This window comes from Paenibacillus sp. FSL P4-0081, from assembly GCF_000758565.1.
GTDB lineage: Bacteria > Bacillota > Bacilli > Paenibacillales > Paenibacillaceae > Paenibacillus_AQ > Paenibacillus_AQ phytohabitans.
On record NZ_CP009280.1, the window covers coordinates 3,708,522 to 3,722,836 of the forward strand.

Genomic DNA, 14,315 nt, shown 5'->3' on the forward strand with positions numbered 1-14,315 from the left:
CTATATAACATAAATCCGATGTTTATTATCGGAAAAAGTTATTGACGGATGTAACAGCTCAGTGTTACGATTCATTTTGCCGGCAAGTCCGGAACATAAAGAGAGATGAGAGGGGATTAATCTTATGAAAAAACTTAGTCTGACAATTATGCTGCTCCTGACCATGGCCGTGGTTGCGGCATGCGGCAACAACAATAACAATAATTCAGCAACAGGCGGCAATGCGGCGGCTGAACCGACTGCGGCGGCTACTGATAGTGCAGCACCTGCTGAGCAGAATAGTCTGGAAGCTGTCAAAGCCAGCGGCAAGCTGCGTATCGGAACAGAAGGCACCTATGCCCCGTTCACATATCATGATGCCGACGGCAAGCTGACCGGTTTCGATGTGGAAATTGCTGAAGAAGTAACTAAACGTCTGGGCGTGGAAGCCGAGTTTATCGAGACTCAGTGGGACGGTATTTTTGCCGGCATGGATGCCAAGCGGTTCGATACGATCTTCAACGAAGTTTCCATTACGGATGAGCGCAAAGTGAAATATGATTTCTCCGACCCGTATATCGTATCCAAGGCTGTGCTGATCGTCAGTGAAGATAATGAAGATATCAAATCATTCGCGGACCTCAAGGGCAAGAAAGCCGGCCAGTCCCTGACAAGTAACCTCGGACAGATTGCAACGGATAACGGTGCAGAGATTGTATCCACCGAAGGCTTCAATCAGGCAATTGATCTGCTGACCTCCGGCCGGATTGATGCAACCGTCAATGACGGCTTGTCCTTCCTGGATCTGAAGAAGCAGAAGCCTGATATCAAGATCAAGAAGGTTGATGAGATTGCAGAAGGCTCGTATAGTGCAGCGGTCTTCCTGAAGGGTAACGATGAGCTTGTGCAGGCAGTGAATGAAGCGCTGACTGCCATGCATGATGATGGCACATATCTGAAGATTTCCGAGAAGTACTTCGGAGCTGATGTATCGAAATAAGCTTGCCTGCTTGACGGCAGTCTCAAATAACTTATGGACACAGGGCGGAGCTGGTTGCTTCCGCCTTGCCGTTCCAAGAAGGATGTCAGAACGATGGATGACCGCAAAATACAAATATTTCTCGATTCACTGCTGCCTCTGTTCAAAGCCGGGGTGGCTTTTACCATTCCGCTGACCTTGGTCTCCTTTGCACTTGGGCTTACACTTGCTGTAATTACTGCGCTTGTGCGGCTCTCTTCCTGGAGAATTCCGAAGCTGATTGCCGGCTTCTACGTCTGGGTCATCCGCGGAACACCGCTGCTGCTTCAGCTGTTTATTATTTTCTACGGGCTGCCTACGGTAGGTATTGTGCTTGATCCGTTCATCGCAGCTGTGATTGGCTTCACCCTTAGTGTCGGGGCATACTCCTCGGAAATTGTCCGGGCGGCTATTCTCTCCATACATAAAGGGCAATGGGAGGCTGCCTTCTCCGTCGGTATGAGCCGTGGACAGGCTTTGCGGCGGGTGATTCTGCCTCAAGCTGCCCGGGTATCGGTTCCGCCATTATCCAATTCATTTATTAGTCTGGTGAAGGATACATCACTTGCAGCAAGCATCACATATGTAGAAATGTTCAGAAAAGCTCAGCAAATTACAGCCACCACCTATGAACCGCTGCTGTTGTATTGCGAAGCGGGTTTATTCTATCTGTTATTTTGCTCAGTATTATCGGTGCTGCAGAAATACCTGGAGAAGCGGCTGGACCGGTATTCGGCCAGTTAAGGAGGCATACCCATGATTGAAATACGTGATTTACATAAATCCTTCGGTCCGCTGCAGGTCTTGAAGGGGGTTGATCTTACCGTTGAGCATGGCCAGGTGATGGTCATTATCGGACCTTCCGGCTCCGGCAAAACCACCCTGCTGCGCTGCTTCAACCTGCTGGAGACTCCCGACAAGGGCAGCCTGGCTCTGAATAATATTAAGCTGGATTTCACTCCCGGCGGCAAAATTCCACAGCGTACCGTGCTGTCTCTTCGCCAGCAGACGGGAATGGTCTTCCAGTCCTACAATCTGTTCCCGCATATGACGGCGCTCGGTAATGTAATGGAGGGCCAGGTGACCGTTCAGAAGCGTTCCAGGGAGGAAGCCAGAACGAAGGCGCTTGCCCTGCTGGACAAGGTAGGGCTGGCCGACAAGGCGGATACCTATCCGCATCAGCTGTCCGGCGGCCAGCAGCAGCGTGTGGCGATTGCCCGGGCGATGGCGGTCGAGCCGGAGGTGCTGCTGTTCGATGAGCCAACCTCGGCGCTCGATCCGGAGCTGGTCGGTGAGGTGCTGAAGGTCATCAAGCAGCTGGCCCGGGAAGGAATGACGATGGTCATTGTTACCCATGAGATGAAATTCGCGGCCGATGTGGCCGACCGGATCATCTTAATGGATAACGGGGTCATTCTGGAGCAGGGAACTCCGCAGCAGGTGCTGGAGCAGACGAAGAATCCGCGCGCCCTGCAGTTCCTGAACCGGCTCAGCGGAGAAGACTAAACGAATGTGGGCATTAATGCAAAAAGGCAGTCCGGGAGGGGAATCCCGGAATGCCTTTTCTGCTTGTGAATTCATCATGCACGGGGGAGTGCACGAAGGATTACTCAGCCATTAGTTAGTTCTGTGTTGCTCCATCACTGCGTGAGTTCAAATAGTCCAGTGCGTTGTAGAGCATAATTGCCGCTTCGGCGCGGGTGAGCTGGCTCTTCGGGTTGAACTTGCCGTTAGCATCCAGTGTATTGATGTTGTATTTCAGGGACCGCTGGATAGTGCCCTGGTAGGATGGCTCAAGCGCATCTGCATCGGCGATGTCCACCGGCACGATGTTGATCATCGGCAGGTTGCCTGCCTTCTCAACGCCCTGAATCAGCAGGCTGGTGAACAGCTCTTTGGTAATCGGTTTGGATGGATCAATATCAGCGGGAATATCCACGTCATTATAGTGTGCATTGATGAAGGCTTCTGCGTACCAGGCGTTGTCTTTTACTTTGGAGAAGATCGCACTGGCTACGGGAGCCTTGTTGAAACTGATTGCGGCCAGGCTAAGCTGGAGTCCGCCCGTGATAAACTGAACGCCTTGTGCTGTAGTTACAGTGGATGCGGGCAGAAACTGGGTATCCGATATCCCTTTGATCAGGCCCTGCTGCTTCAGAGAGTTGATTTTGTCCTTACCGGTTACACTGTCAATATCCTTAAAGCTGCTGCCGGCTGCAAAAATTTGTCCGCCGAAAGAGAAGGTAAGAAGCGTTACGGCTGTAAAAGCTGCGATCGTGTTTTTTTTGATACTCATCTGAATTCCACCTCTATTGTAGGTTGTACCACTAGATTTCACGCTGATCCGGTGATTGTCCGTTACAGCACGGCGTAACCGTTTCAACTTGACTCTAATGACGCAATGACAATAGAAAAGGTTGCAGACGTTTTACATCATTTCCTGGAACAGCAGGTTGCGGTAAGGGTATTTACTGAACCGGGTTCTGAACAGCAGCGCGATCCCGCTGTCTTCAATGGTTACGGATTTCAGCGAATCTGCTGTGACGAGGCTGCGTACCATCGCTGTTACCGCACCGCGGTCTCTGCGCCGGATGGCTGCAGCCAGACTCTCCGCGAAGCAGTTATTTACAGAGAGCTCCCGGTAGAGCGGAATAACGGCCCGTGCGATGCTCCGGTGGGCTGCTGTACTGAAGGTGAACTGGACCGTGCCCGGCGGAATCGTTGTTCCATTCGTGTAGAACGCAACCGGCAGCGGAAAAGGAAACGAGATGAAATAGCCGATGCCGTTCGTCCCATAATTCTCTACTCTGGAAAGGGTGGGAATTCTGGCCAGCAGGCTGCCCATCAGATCAAGATCTGCGGAGACAACAGCGGTTGTCCAATCAGCGGCATAACTGCTGTTGCCGGCAATTTTCCGGTAGAACGGCAGCATGGCCGTGGCTACTCTGCGCAGTACACGGGCTGTTACAAGCCGCTGGGTCTGCTTAGGTTTTATTTTCACCATCCGGATCATCCTCACTTATAAGAGATTTAGTCTATATAAGGTATGGAGGGAGGGCGCACTTCGGATTGGGCGTAAGACTAGCCGGCGATAATATAATCATAATCCGCAGAACCTATTTATACGTTTTTGGGGAAAAGTGATGTTATACTGGTGTCAGGCCTTTTCTTTGACGGACAAGTTTGTTATGCTTATATCGTAAAGATTACTAATTATTGTCGGGAATTGTTCAACTTCCGGAAAGGTGGGAACCCGGGTGAACCGAGTAGCAAATATCAGCCAGCAGTTTGCGGCGCAGAATTATAAGCTTACGCCTCAGCGCGAAGCTATAGTAAGAGTATTACTGGACAACGAGAAGGATCACTTAAGTGTGGAAGAGGTCTATATGCTGGTCAAGCGCAGTTATCCGCATTTGGGACTTGCGACCGTATACCGTACCTTAGAGCTGCTGTGTGAACTTCATATTGTAGAAAAGATGAATTTCGGCGATGGCGTTGCCCGCTATGACCTGCGAGGTGACGATCATGTTCATATGCACCACCACCTGATCTGCAGTGTATGCGGCAAGCTGGAGGAGATCAAGGATGACTGGCTGCTGGACCTTGAAGCGCGGCTGGCCCGTGAGTACGGCTTCAGTGTGACCGATCACCGGCTTGATTTCAAAGGCACCTATAATACCTGCAAGGGAAACGGCTGCAAGGGCGATAAAGAATGCCGGGCTGTATCCTGAGCCGCAGCTGGGGCACATTCAAAGACGCATGGCTGATTTAACAGCCGGCGTCTTTTTGTTTGACTGCAGCGGAGAATCAGCGCATTTGCGACTTATGGAGCAGGGATATGACGCTGGTGCACATGCTATAATGACGTTATGCCAAAAAAAGTGGACCATGATGAACGCCGTAATCATCTGGCGGAGGCGGCTTGGCGGATCATCCGGCGTGATGGTCTGGAAGCTGTATCCGTGCGGAATGTTGCCAAGGAGGCAGGCATGTCGCTGGGATCGCTGCGGCATTATTTTGCCAGCCAATCCGAGCTGCTTGCCTTCTCCATGAGACTGGTGAGTGAACGAAGTTATCAGAGAGTTGAGGTCTTTCAATACTCGGGGAATCCCCGGGAGGATGTGGAGAGGCTGATTCATGAATTAATGCCCATTGATGAAGAGAGGAGAGCGGAAGCGGAGGTCTGGTTGGCTTTTGTCGGACGGGCAGCAGCGGACCCCGCCATACAGGCGCTGAAACAGGAAGTACATAACGGGCTGTATAGCGGCTTCTGCCAGATGATGGAGTACCTGGATGCCGTGAATCTGCTAAGACAGGACCTGGATCTGGACCGGGAAATCAAGACGCTGCATGCATTAGTAGACGGATTGGTCGTCCATAGTGTAATCTATCCCGAAATGGTAACACCGGAAGATATGATTATGCTCATTTCCAGTCATTTCGACAAGCTGATGGCTTAAGTACCCGGTCAAACGCGGATGAATTTCCAAAAAAGATTGAACCTGTGATTCTTCTATTAACAGGTTCAATCTTTTTTAAATTTCGGAATCGGCAGCCCGCCGCTGCTACGGCCGGTTCGGCACAAAGGACTTGATCCACGTCCCGAAGCTTCCGGGATTGCGGGTCTGTACCAGAACGACGCCTTCGCCGCGGAACCGGCAGACCAGTGCCTCCCCGCTGGTTAAGCTGTTCAGCCAGCCGGAGGCTGCCTTTTCCACCTTATAATCCATATAATCCGGCCAGGCCACGAGGTGGCCGTTATCAATGATCATTTCCTCGCCAGGGCCGAGGTTAATGGCGTGAATGGCTCCGAAGGAAGAGAGGAAGACCGTGCCTCTGCCGCTGATTTCTATAATGAAGAAGCCTTCGCCGGAGAATAAGCCGCGGGTCAGATTCTGCATTTTGGTGTTCACTTGAATACCGTGGGTTCCAGCCAGGAAACCATCCTTCTGCACCATCAGCTTGTACGATCCGTCCAGCTCAATTGCCTGAATATCCCCGATTGCCCCTGGTGAGAGCAGCACTTCACTCTGTCCGCGGGTGGCGGTCAGCTCCTGGAAGAAGAATTTCTCCCCGCTCAGCATCCGGCCGAGTCCGCGCATAATACCGCCGTCTACCGTTCCTCTCAGCTCCACATTCGGCGACATGGCGACCATCGCCCCCATTTCCGCCTTCACACTTTCTCCTGACTCCAGGACTACCTTCAGCATGGCAAAAGCGCCGTCATACAGCACATCGTATTTCATTAATATCTCCTCCTGATTCTGCCTATTCCATTCTAAGTATAACTGATGACTTTCTTCTGCCAGACACATGTACCTTGTCCATCAAGAATACTGTAACAAGCTGTACCGCTGCAAGCTGAGGACAAGGCAGTGTAACTGACCACAAAGGAATAAACTATTTTAGTTAATTATACCGGGCAGCGGTATGGTGATTATGTTAAAATTAAACTAACAGTACCGCATGTACTGAATATGCTTATAACAAAGGAGTGTTGCCGCTTATGGCACGTACACGCACACAAAAAGCTCTGCTGAAGGCAGAACGCTCCGGCACCTGGTGTGCCGAAAGAAACCGCAGGATGAATCAGGATTACGGCGCCATCTCCCAGCATGTACGGACGACACCCGGCAAGCGCCAGCAATTGAATAAAGTCAAACACAAGGAGCGGATCTATAGTGATGGCGCTCCTTTTGCATGCCTACTGGTCTCGTGACCTTACGCCTGCGCCCTGCTATGGATACGGTACTGCTTGGGTGACATTCCGAACCGGCTGCGGAAGACACGGTGGAAGTACGTATAGTTGGCAAACCCGCAAGTTTCAGATACATGCTCCAGCGGCATCGGGCTGAAGGTGATCTTCTCCCTGGCCATATCCAGCCTGACGTCATTTACATATTTCACAATCGTAGTGCCGAACGCTTCTTTGAACAGATGAACCGCGCGGGAGACGGAAATATCGACATGGCCGGCCACATCCTCCAGACGGAAGGCGTACGCGGCATGCTCCTCGACATACTGCTTCATCCGGTAAGCAAGATAGGCCTTGGGTGAAATTGCCGGCTGCTCGGACATCAGCCTGTCAATCTCCATACATAGAATCTGCAGATAACACGCGGAGATATCCGGTGAAGAATCTGATAGACGGCGCTGCTCCAGTACAAGCTGGCGGAACAGGCCAAGAATATGGTCGCTGAGCGGCAGCCGGAGTACAGCCGGGCGATGCTTGCGTCCCCACCATTCTTCAATCCAGGGGCCGCTGCAGAAAATATGATAGTCGCCGCTCTCAATCCGCGGCTTGCCGACAGGGTAGACTTCCTTGTCGATACTTAAGTAGTAGGGATCGGTCGGTGCGAAGAGCATCAGATTGCCGCTCTCGACAGTAGTGATGACTCCGCCTTCCATCGTCCGGCTGCGTCCTTCGGTCTGGAGGCGCAGCAGATAATACTGGACGCCTTCGCTGCGGGACATATGAAACGGCTTGCGGTGGAAGGAGAATCCGGCGGATAGGATGTGGCAGGCTGCGTTAGGTGTCATGAGTCCTCCTGTTGTTAAATGATAAGCAGATTGTTCATGTTTTAATCATATTATTCATTTTATTATATACGCTTTCATATTACCATGTACCTAAGCAAAAAACATACAAATGATGTGGGGGAGGCTGTATTGCGGCTCTGATCGCTACATAGGCAAACACTGGAGGCAGCGGATGACAGATAGACAGCTATATTACATCCTATGTTTACAGCCCGTTTGTTCAGGTGGAATGCCTGGCATAGGTGCGGGGCAAAGGGCGGTGGCGGCAAGATCAGTCGGACTCTCGGATCAAACTTAGGAGTGAGAGCAATAATGTTGAAGGTAGGACTTCAGCTGTATACGCTGAGAGACGAACTGGAACAGGATTTCGAAGGGACAATACGCAAGGTTGCCGAACTGGGCTACAGCGGTGTGGAATTCTTCCACTATTTCGGCCGGACGGCCGGGCAGGTGAAGGCACTGCTTGAGGAAACAGGACTCGTGGCTCTCGGAGCGCATCGCCCGTACGATGTTATGCTGAACGATACGGAACAGGAAATCAGCTTCAATCTGGAGATTGGCAACCGCAATCTGATCGTGCCTTTTCTGACGGAAGAACAGCGTAATTGGCCTGAAGTGGCTAAGAACCTGCGGCTGATCGGCGACAAATGCCGGGCAGGCGGGGCGGTTCTTTCTTATCATAATCATGATTTCGAATTCACGGAGAAGGTGGGCGGCCGCACAGCTTTTGACTACCTGTTCGATGAGGTGCCTGCTGAGCAGCTTCAAGTGGAAATGGATACATGCTGGGTGTATTATGGCGGATATGATCCGGTAGAATACATCAATAAATACGCAGGACGGCTGCCGATCATCCACCTCAAGGACCTGAAAAAACGCGAAGACGGTTCTCCGGAGACTGTGGTCTTGGGTGAAGGCGAAGTCAATCTGGCTGCAATTATTGAAGCAGCCGCGGCGGCTGGTGTGGAATGGGCAGTGGTTGAACAGGATTATTGCAGCCGTTCACCGCTTGCCAGTGTAGCTGACAGTTTGAATTGGATCAAATCATATGGTAATCAAGGAGGAAATATTCATGTCTAACAAACTCAAAATTGCTATTATCGGTTGCGGTGGTATCGCAAACGGCAAACATATGCCAAGTCTTTCCCGTCAGGCGGATGCCGAAATGGTGGCATTCTGTGACATCGTAGAAGAACGTGCTCAAGAGGCTGCCAAGACTTACGGAGCGGAAGGCGCTGCTGTATTCACCGATTTCCGTGAGCTGCTGGCTGCCGGCGGATTCGACATCGTGCATGTATGCACACCAAACGACAGCCACTCCGAGATCACTGTGGCCGCCCTCGAAGCCGGCAATCACGTGCTGTGCGAGAAGCCGATGGCGAAGACCACTGCCCAGGCGAAGGAAATGCTGGATGCCGCCAAGCGCACTGGCAAGAAATTATCCATTGCTTATCAGAACCGTTTCCGTGCAGACAGTGATTATCTGAAGGGGCTGTGCGAGAGCGGAGAACTCGGCGATATCTATTACGGTAAGGCTATTGCGCTTCGCCGCCGTGCCGTTCCGACTTGGGGCGTATTCCTGGATGAAGAGAAACAGGGCGGCGGACCGCTGATCGATATCGGTACACATGCACTGGATCTGACGCTCTGGCTGATGGATAACTACAAACCGCGTATGGTCGTAGGCTCCACCTTCCACAAGCTGGGCCAGAAGAAGAATGCGGCGAATGCCTTCGGTCCATGGGATCCGGAACAATTCAAGGTTGAAGATTCCGCATTCGGCTTCATTACAATGGAGAACGGTGCTACAATTGTGCTTGAAGCCAGCTGGGCGCTGAATGTGTCAGAATTTGGTGAAGCCAAGACAATGCTCGCCGGTACGGAGGGCGGAGCAGACATGAAGGATGGCCTGCGTCTGAACGGCGAACGTGCCGGACGCCTGTACGAAACCAAAGTTGATCTTGGATCAGGCGGAGTAGCCTTCTACTCCGGTGCTGCTGAGACTGAAGCTGACCGTGAAGCGCGTCTGTGGCTGGAAGCGGTAAGAGAAGATAAAGATCCGGTTGTATTGCCGGAGCAGGCTTTTGTTGTTACCCAGATCCTTGAAGCAGTGTATGAATCAGCACGTACCGGACGTGCCGTTTATTTTGACGGAAGTTCTGACAACTAAGAGCATCTCCGGTTCACGCGACTATTAGAGAAAACAGGAGTGGAATCCATGAGTTCAATCAAACATACTGTAGTTATCGTTGGTTACGGCGGAATGGGCAGCTATCACACGCAATTAATTAAAGAAAGCGACCGCGTGATAGTGAGCGGAGCCTTCGATCTGCTGGAAGAGCGGCGCGCGCTGGCTGCCGAAGCAGGTTACACCGCTTATTCCAGCTATGAGGAAGTACTGGCAGATCCGGAGGTGGACATTATTCTGATCGCAACACCGAATGATGTGCACAAGGATATTGCTGTTCGTGCATTTCAGGCGGGCAAGCATGTGGTCTGTGAGAAGCCGGTGGCCATGTCTTCGGCCGAATTTACCGAGATGCAGGCAGCGGCAGATACGGCCGGACGTGTGCTGATGGTGCACCAGAACAGACGCTGGGATGAGGATTTCCGCGTAATCAAGGAGATGTATGAGAAGGAGACGATTGGATCACTCTTCCAGCTTGAGTCCCGGGTGCATGGTGCTAACGGGATTCCCGGCGACTGGCGTCATGTGAAGGCGCAGGGCGGAGGGATGCTGCTGGACTGGGGCGTTCATCTGCTGGATCAGCTGCTGTTCATGATTGACAGCAAAGTCACAAGCGTAAGCAGCAGCCTGAGCTATATTCTCGGCAATGATGTGGATGACGGTTTCGAGGCCAGCCTGCAGTTTGAGAATGGGATCAAAGCCATCGTTGAAGTCGGAACCACCAACTTTATCACGCTGCCAAGATGGTATGTGAAGGGGCTTGAGGGAACGGCTATTATTGAGGACTGGTCTCTGAGAGGAAGAATAGTCACCCGCAATAATGCATCCGAGAAAATAGAACCGACACCGATCCGTGCAGGTGTAGGGTTAACCAAGACGATGGCTCCGCCATCGGAAGGCTCGACAATTGCCGGAGACCTGCCGGCGGCGTCTGAGCTATCCTCCAGCTTCTATGATAATCTGGCTGCTGTAATCGAAGGTACAGCTGAACCGATTGTCAAGAACGCTGAAGTGCTGCGTGTGCTTATTCTGATTGAAGCTATCTTTGAAGCGGCAGAGAAGAATGAGACCATCAAGAATTTCGATATCTACGGTGCATAACAAGATACGAGAACTGATCAGGGAGAGGTGGCAACATCAATGAAACTTGGAGTATTTATGGTATTGTTCGGCGGCCGCAAGCTGGAGGAAGCGCTGGATTACGTAGCATCCAAAGGGCTGAAGGCAGTTGAGATCGGCACCGGAGGTTATCCCGGCAACAGCCATTGCGATCCGAAGCTGCTGCTTGAGAATGAAGCAGCGCTTAAGGAATTCAAGCATGCAGTAGAATCCCGCGGTCTGATTATCAGTGCACTTAGCTGCCACGGCAATCCGCTGCATCCGCAGAAGGAGCTGGCAGCCAAGGACCATGAGGATTTCGTGAACACGGTTAAGCTGGCACAGAAGCTGGGTGTTAAGGTTGTGAATACCTTCTCCGGCTGTCCCGGCGATCATGAAGGCGCGAAATATCCGAACTGGCCGGTTGCGCCATGGCCGAATGATTACCAGGAGATTCTGACCTGGCAGTGGGAGAACAAAGTGATCCCTTATTGGACGGAGCAGGCTGCTTTCGCAACTGAGCATGATGTGAAGATTGGCCTTGAACTGCACGGAGGATTCTCGGTGCATACGCCAGCTACGCTGCTGAGACTAAGAGAAGCTGCAGGGGAAGCCATTGGCGCGAACCTGGACCCGAGCCATATGTGGTGGCAGGGCATTGATCCGGTACAGGCGATTCATATTCTGGGCCGTGAAGGCGCAATTCATCACTTCCATGCGAAGGATACGGTAATTGATCCGGTCAATGTCAACAAGCATGGCCTGACCGATATGCAGTCCTATACGAATATGCTTGACCGCGCCTGGCAGTTCCGTTCCGTAGGCTACGGACATGATGTCAAGGTGTGGGCGGACATGATGAGTGCGCTCCGCCTTGTAGGATACGACTATGTGGTCAGCATTGAACACGAAGACGGCCTGATGTCTATTGAGGAAGGCTTCTCCAAGGCTGTAGACAATCTCCGCCAGGTACTTATTGAAGAGCCTCTTTCCGAGATGTGGTGGGTCTAACAGATGGAGAGCTTCACCAAGGTCAAGCTGAATGACCGGGAGCTGAGTCTATTAGCAGCAAGCGCCTTCGGTGCAGATGCAGCGGTTGTCGGCAGCAGAGAGCTGACCGGAGGTTTTTTTAATACAGGATATGATCTGGAGCTGAGCGATGGACGGTCGGTCATCCTTAAGGTTGCTCCTGGGCCGGGGACGGCAGTGCTTAGCTATGAGAAGGATATTATGCGTGCTGAAGTCGGAGCGCTCCGCCTGGTCCGTGCTGCAGGCGGGATTCCTGTGCCTGAAGTCTACAGTTATGATGAGAGCCTGCTGCTGATTCCATGCCCTTATTTCTTCATGGAGAAGATTGAAGGTGAGCCGTACAGTGATGTGAAGGAGAGCCTGTCTCCAGAGCAGCGTTCTTCCATTGAGTATGAACTCGGGCGGTACCAGCGTCTGATCAATGAGATTAAAGGGCCAGTTTTTGGATTATTCGGTGCAGATCCTGCCGGAGGCGGAATGTCCTGGAGGGAGACCTTCAAGGCGATGCTGCTGAATGTGCTTCAGGATGCTGTGAGACTGGATGCCGCGTTACCTGCATCGCTGCCGGAAATTGAGCAGGCGCTGGGGCGTTATCTGCCGGCGCTGGATGCAGTGACGCAGCCGCGTCTTGTACACTGGGATTTGTGGAACGGTAATATTTTTGTGCAGGATGGCAGGATCGTATCCATTATTGACTGGGAGCGGGCCATGTGGGGTGATGTGCTGCTGGAGTATTATTTCCGGCATTTCGAGAACTCGGAAGCGTTCTATGAGGGGTACGGGACAGCTTTCAGCAGTCCGGACGAACTACTGCGGAAGCGGCTGTACGACCTGTATCTGGATCTTATTATGGTTATTGAGTGTTATTCGCGCCAGTATAAGGATGAGAATCATGTAAACTGGGCCCACGAGAACCTCGCGGAGTCCTGGAAGCTGTTCTCAGCTGTAATCTGACGAGACAAACAGGAGGCCGGTTCTCTTCGGAGATCCGGCCTCCTGGCTGTTGTTGTTGAGCAGCACATCAGAACAGTTGGATGTCAGTCAGCACTCAGTACTCAGTACCTGTTCCGGATGGCGATAACGGGGTTGATGTCTGCTTCGTAATCAACGCCGCCAGTCTCGAAGCCGAACAGCTGGAAGAACTCACGTCTGTAGCCGTCCAGATCGGAATATTGATAGACATTCTCCGTGCTTAGCTTGGGCCATATGCGGTCCACTTCTGTCTGCACAGCGGAGCTCATCTCATGATCATCAATCCGGATGCGCCCTTGTCCGTCTACCGGAGTCCCTTCCGGGTTGTACAGGAAACCGGTATACAGCCGGTATGCTTGTTCGATGCAGCCTTCGTGCAGTCCCTTTTCTTTCATAACCTTGTAGAGAACGGAGATGTAGAGCGGAACTACAGGGATCGCCGAGCTGGACTGGGTGACCAGGCCCTTGCTGACTGCTACATAGGCGCGGCCTCCGGTTGGTGATAATTGGGCATTCAGCTCTAAGGCTGTGGCTTCCAGATGATCTTTAGCCCGGCCGATGGTTCCGTCGCGGTAGACGGCCTGTGTTAGCTCCGAACCTATATAGGAGAAGGCGAGAGTGACCGCATCTGCCGCCAGAGCACCGGAATTCCGGAGCGCTTCAATCCAGAGCTGCCAATCTTCTCCGCCCATCACATGAACCGTGTCATCGATTTCAGCTTCGGTGGCCGGTTCAATCTGTACCGTGCTTAGTTCTCCGGTATGGAAATTGACCGTTGTATTGGTATAAGTGCTGCCGATCGGCTTCAATACTGACTGATGAACTTCTCTGGTCTCTGGGTCTGTTCTGCGTGCCGAGGCTACGCTGTAAATGACAAGATCAACCTGTCCGAGCTCCCTGCGGATTAACTCTATGGTCCGTTCTTTCGTTTCAGCGGTGAAAGCGTCCCCGCATACGCTGTAGGAGCGCAGGCCGGCTGTATAGGCCATTTCCTCAAAAGCTGCGGAATTATACCAGCCTGCGGAGGCCGTCCGCGTCTCGCTGGCTGTGCTGGGTCTATAGACACCTACAGTTGCTGCTCCTGCACCGAAGGCTGCAGCAATCCTGACTGCAAGTCCATACCCGGTTGAAGCCCCGATTACGAGTACATTGCGGGGGCCTGTAAATTTTCCCTGATTTTGTACATAGTTCACTTGCTGCTGTACCTGATGCGCACAGCCTGCGGGGTGGGCAGTCGTACAGATGAAACCGCGCGTTCTGGGTTTTATGATCATTATAATATTTACCTCGCTTTCATCGATGGTTGCAGGGATTGTAGAATCGAGAGGAGTTGCCTGATTCGGAGTGAGTATTTTCTCATGGTGAACCTCTCAGGTGATCCTTATAATGAAGTGAAGAAACATCTGAGCTCCCAGATCAGGCTGTATGAATGCTATATTGATCTAATTTACTTCATTGAATGTTATTCCCGCAAGTAAGGCAGGGACGACG

The 14,315-nt window shown here is 52.0% G+C and carries 16 protein-coding genes; 11 read left to right on the forward strand and 5 right to left on the reverse strand.

Annotated features, from left to right (window positions below):
• The first annotated feature begins 124 nt into the window (after nt 1-124).
• The 3 genes from P40081_RS15760 to P40081_RS15770 all read left to right on the forward strand — a co-directional run bounded on the left by P40081_RS15760 (nt 125) and on the right by P40081_RS15770 (nt 2,503).
• The gene (locus P40081_RS15760; protein WP_042136744.1) at nt 125-979 is read left to right on the forward strand and encodes an amino acid ABC transporter substrate-binding protein; all 855 of its coding nucleotides are present in this window, start codon (nt 125-127) and stop codon (nt 977-979) included.
• Between the two features lie 93 nt (nt 980-1,072).
• Nucleotides 1,073-1,741 (forward strand): amino acid ABC transporter permease, encoded by a 669-nt coding sequence (locus tag P40081_RS15765; protein ID WP_042136746.1) that lies wholly within the window; start codon nt 1,073-1,075, stop codon nt 1,739-1,741.
• A 12-nt stretch (nt 1,742-1,753) separates the two neighbouring features.
• On the forward strand, nt 1,754-2,503 hold the full coding sequence (locus P40081_RS15770) for an amino acid ABC transporter ATP-binding protein (protein WP_042136749.1): 750 nt from the start codon (nt 1,754-1,756) through the stop codon (nt 2,501-2,503).
• 115 nt (nt 2,504-2,618) lie between these two features.
• Here the strand turns inward: P40081_RS15770 and P40081_RS15775 are convergent, their stop codons facing one another.
• Both P40081_RS15775 and P40081_RS15780 read right to left on the reverse strand, forming a co-directional pair.
• Nucleotides 2,619-3,293, reverse strand: coding sequence for an S-layer homology domain-containing protein (locus P40081_RS15775; RefSeq protein WP_042136751.1), 675 nt, complete (start codon nt 3,291-3,293; stop codon nt 2,619-2,621).
• A gap of 132 nt (nt 3,294-3,425) precedes the next feature.
• Nucleotides 3,426-4,001: a hypothetical protein gene (locus tag P40081_RS15780; RefSeq protein WP_042136753.1), complete on the reverse strand. Its 576-nt coding sequence runs from the start codon at nt 3,999-4,001 to the stop codon at nt 3,426-3,428.
• Between the two features lie 253 nt (nt 4,002-4,254).
• Here P40081_RS15780 and fur point away from each other — a divergent pair, with 253 nt between their 5' ends.
• Both fur and P40081_RS15790 read left to right on the forward strand, forming a co-directional pair.
• On the forward strand, nt 4,255-4,728 hold the full coding sequence (fur, locus tag P40081_RS15785; protein WP_042136755.1) for a ferric iron uptake transcriptional regulator: 474 nt from the start codon (nt 4,255-4,257) through the stop codon (nt 4,726-4,728).
• A gap of 138 nt (nt 4,729-4,866) precedes the next feature.
• The gene (locus tag P40081_RS15790) at nt 4,867-5,457 is read left to right on the forward strand and encodes a TetR/AcrR family transcriptional regulator (protein WP_042136757.1); all 591 of its coding nucleotides are present in this window, start codon (nt 4,867-4,869) and stop codon (nt 5,455-5,457) included.
• Nucleotides 5,458-5,562: 105 nt separating this feature from the next.
• Here the strand turns inward: P40081_RS15790 and P40081_RS15795 are convergent, their stop codons facing one another.
• Nucleotides 5,563-6,243: a TIGR00266 family protein gene (locus P40081_RS15795; protein WP_042136759.1), complete on the reverse strand. Its 681-nt coding sequence runs from the start codon at nt 6,241-6,243 to the stop codon at nt 5,563-5,565.
• A 260-nt stretch (nt 6,244-6,503) separates the two neighbouring features.
• Here P40081_RS15795 and P40081_RS15800 point away from each other — a divergent pair, with 260 nt between their 5' ends.
• Nucleotides 6,504-6,716 carry a hypothetical protein gene (locus tag P40081_RS15800; RefSeq protein ID WP_042136761.1) on the forward strand — a complete coding sequence of 71 codons (213 nt, stop codon included), beginning with the start codon at nt 6,504-6,506 and terminating at the stop codon, nt 6,714-6,716.
• Between the two features lie 2 nt (nt 6,717-6,718).
• Here the strand turns inward: P40081_RS15800 and P40081_RS15805 are convergent, their stop codons facing one another.
• On the reverse strand, nt 6,719-7,537 hold the full coding sequence (locus tag P40081_RS15805; protein WP_039303582.1) for a helix-turn-helix domain-containing protein: 819 nt from the start codon (nt 7,535-7,537) through the stop codon (nt 6,719-6,721).
• A 312-nt stretch (nt 7,538-7,849) separates the two neighbouring features.
• Between P40081_RS15805 and P40081_RS15810 the strand changes: the two genes are divergently transcribed.
• From P40081_RS15810 to P40081_RS15830, 5 genes are read left to right on the forward strand one after another with little or no spacing between them, the layout of a single operon-like run.
• A complete protein-coding gene (locus P40081_RS15810; protein WP_042136762.1) occupies nt 7,850-8,617 on the forward strand; it encodes a sugar phosphate isomerase/epimerase family protein in 768 nt (255 codons plus the stop codon).
• Nucleotides 8,610-9,707, forward strand: coding sequence for a Gfo/Idh/MocA family protein (locus P40081_RS15815; protein WP_039303577.1), 1,098 nt, complete (start codon nt 8,610-8,612; stop codon nt 9,705-9,707). Before P40081_RS15810 ends, P40081_RS15815 begins: the two co-directional genes overlap by 8 nt.
• A 48-nt stretch (nt 9,708-9,755) precedes the next feature.
• Nucleotides 9,756-10,826, forward strand: coding sequence for a Gfo/Idh/MocA family protein (locus P40081_RS15820; protein WP_042136765.1), 1,071 nt, complete (start codon nt 9,756-9,758; stop codon nt 10,824-10,826).
• 39 nt (nt 10,827-10,865) lie between these two features.
• Nucleotides 10,866-11,834, forward strand: coding sequence for a sugar phosphate isomerase/epimerase family protein (locus P40081_RS15825; protein ID WP_042136766.1), 969 nt, complete (start codon nt 10,866-10,868; stop codon nt 11,832-11,834).
• Between the two features lie 3 nt (nt 11,835-11,837).
• On the forward strand, nt 11,838-12,806 hold the full coding sequence (locus P40081_RS15830; protein WP_042136769.1) for a phosphotransferase family protein: 969 nt from the start codon (nt 11,838-11,840) through the stop codon (nt 12,804-12,806).
• A 101-nt stretch (nt 12,807-12,907) separates the two neighbouring features.
• Here P40081_RS15830 and fabV read toward each other — a convergent pair whose 3' ends face one another.
• The gene (gene fabV, locus P40081_RS15835) at nt 12,908-14,098 is read right to left on the reverse strand and encodes an enoyl-ACP reductase FabV (protein ID WP_042136771.1); all 1,191 of its coding nucleotides are present in this window, start codon (nt 14,096-14,098) and stop codon (nt 12,908-12,910) included.
• Nucleotides 14,099-14,315 lie beyond the last annotated feature (217 nt).

Coding starts and splice junctions, on each gene's coding strand:
- P40081_RS15775 (WP_042136751.1), bottom strand. CDS start 3,293: ATGAGTATCAAAAAAAACACGATCGCAGCTTTTACAGCCGTAACGCTT.
- P40081_RS15770 (WP_042136749.1), top strand. CDS start 1,754: ATGATTGAAATACGTGATTTACATAAATCCTTCGGTCCGCTGCAGGTC.
- P40081_RS15830 (WP_042136769.1), top strand. CDS start 11,838: ATGGAGAGCTTCACCAAGGTCAAGCTGAATGACCGGGAGCTGAGTCTA.
- P40081_RS15820 (WP_042136765.1), top strand. CDS start 9,756: ATGAGTTCAATCAAACATACTGTAGTTATCGTTGGTTACGGCGGAATG.
- P40081_RS15800 (WP_042136761.1), top strand. CDS start 6,504: ATGGCACGTACACGCACACAAAAAGCTCTGCTGAAGGCAGAACGCTCC.
- P40081_RS15825 (WP_042136766.1), top strand. CDS start 10,866: ATGAAACTTGGAGTATTTATGGTATTGTTCGGCGGCCGCAAGCTGGAG.
- P40081_RS15795 (WP_042136759.1), bottom strand. CDS start 6,243: ATGAAATACGATGTGCTGTATGACGGCGCTTTTGCCATGCTGAAGGTA.
- P40081_RS15810 (WP_042136762.1), top strand. CDS start 7,850: ATGTTGAAGGTAGGACTTCAGCTGTATACGCTGAGAGACGAACTGGAA.
- P40081_RS15815 (WP_039303577.1), top strand. CDS start 8,610: ATGTCTAACAAACTCAAAATTGCTATTATCGGTTGCGGTGGTATCGCA.
- P40081_RS15790 (WP_042136757.1), top strand. CDS start 4,867: ATGCCAAAAAAAGTGGACCATGATGAACGCCGTAATCATCTGGCGGAG.
- P40081_RS15780 (WP_042136753.1), bottom strand. CDS start 4,001: ATGGTGAAAATAAAACCTAAGCAGACCCAGCGGCTTGTAACAGCCCGT.
- P40081_RS15765 (WP_042136746.1), top strand. CDS start 1,073: ATGGATGACCGCAAAATACAAATATTTCTCGATTCACTGCTGCCTCTG.
- P40081_RS15760 (WP_042136744.1), top strand. CDS start 125: ATGAAAAAACTTAGTCTGACAATTATGCTGCTCCTGACCATGGCCGTG.
- P40081_RS15805 (WP_039303582.1), bottom strand. CDS start 7,537: ATGACACCTAACGCAGCCTGCCACATCCTATCCGCCGGATTCTCCTTC.
- fabV (WP_042136771.1), bottom strand. CDS start 14,098: ATGATCATAAAACCCAGAACGCGCGGTTTCATCTGTACGACTGCCCAC.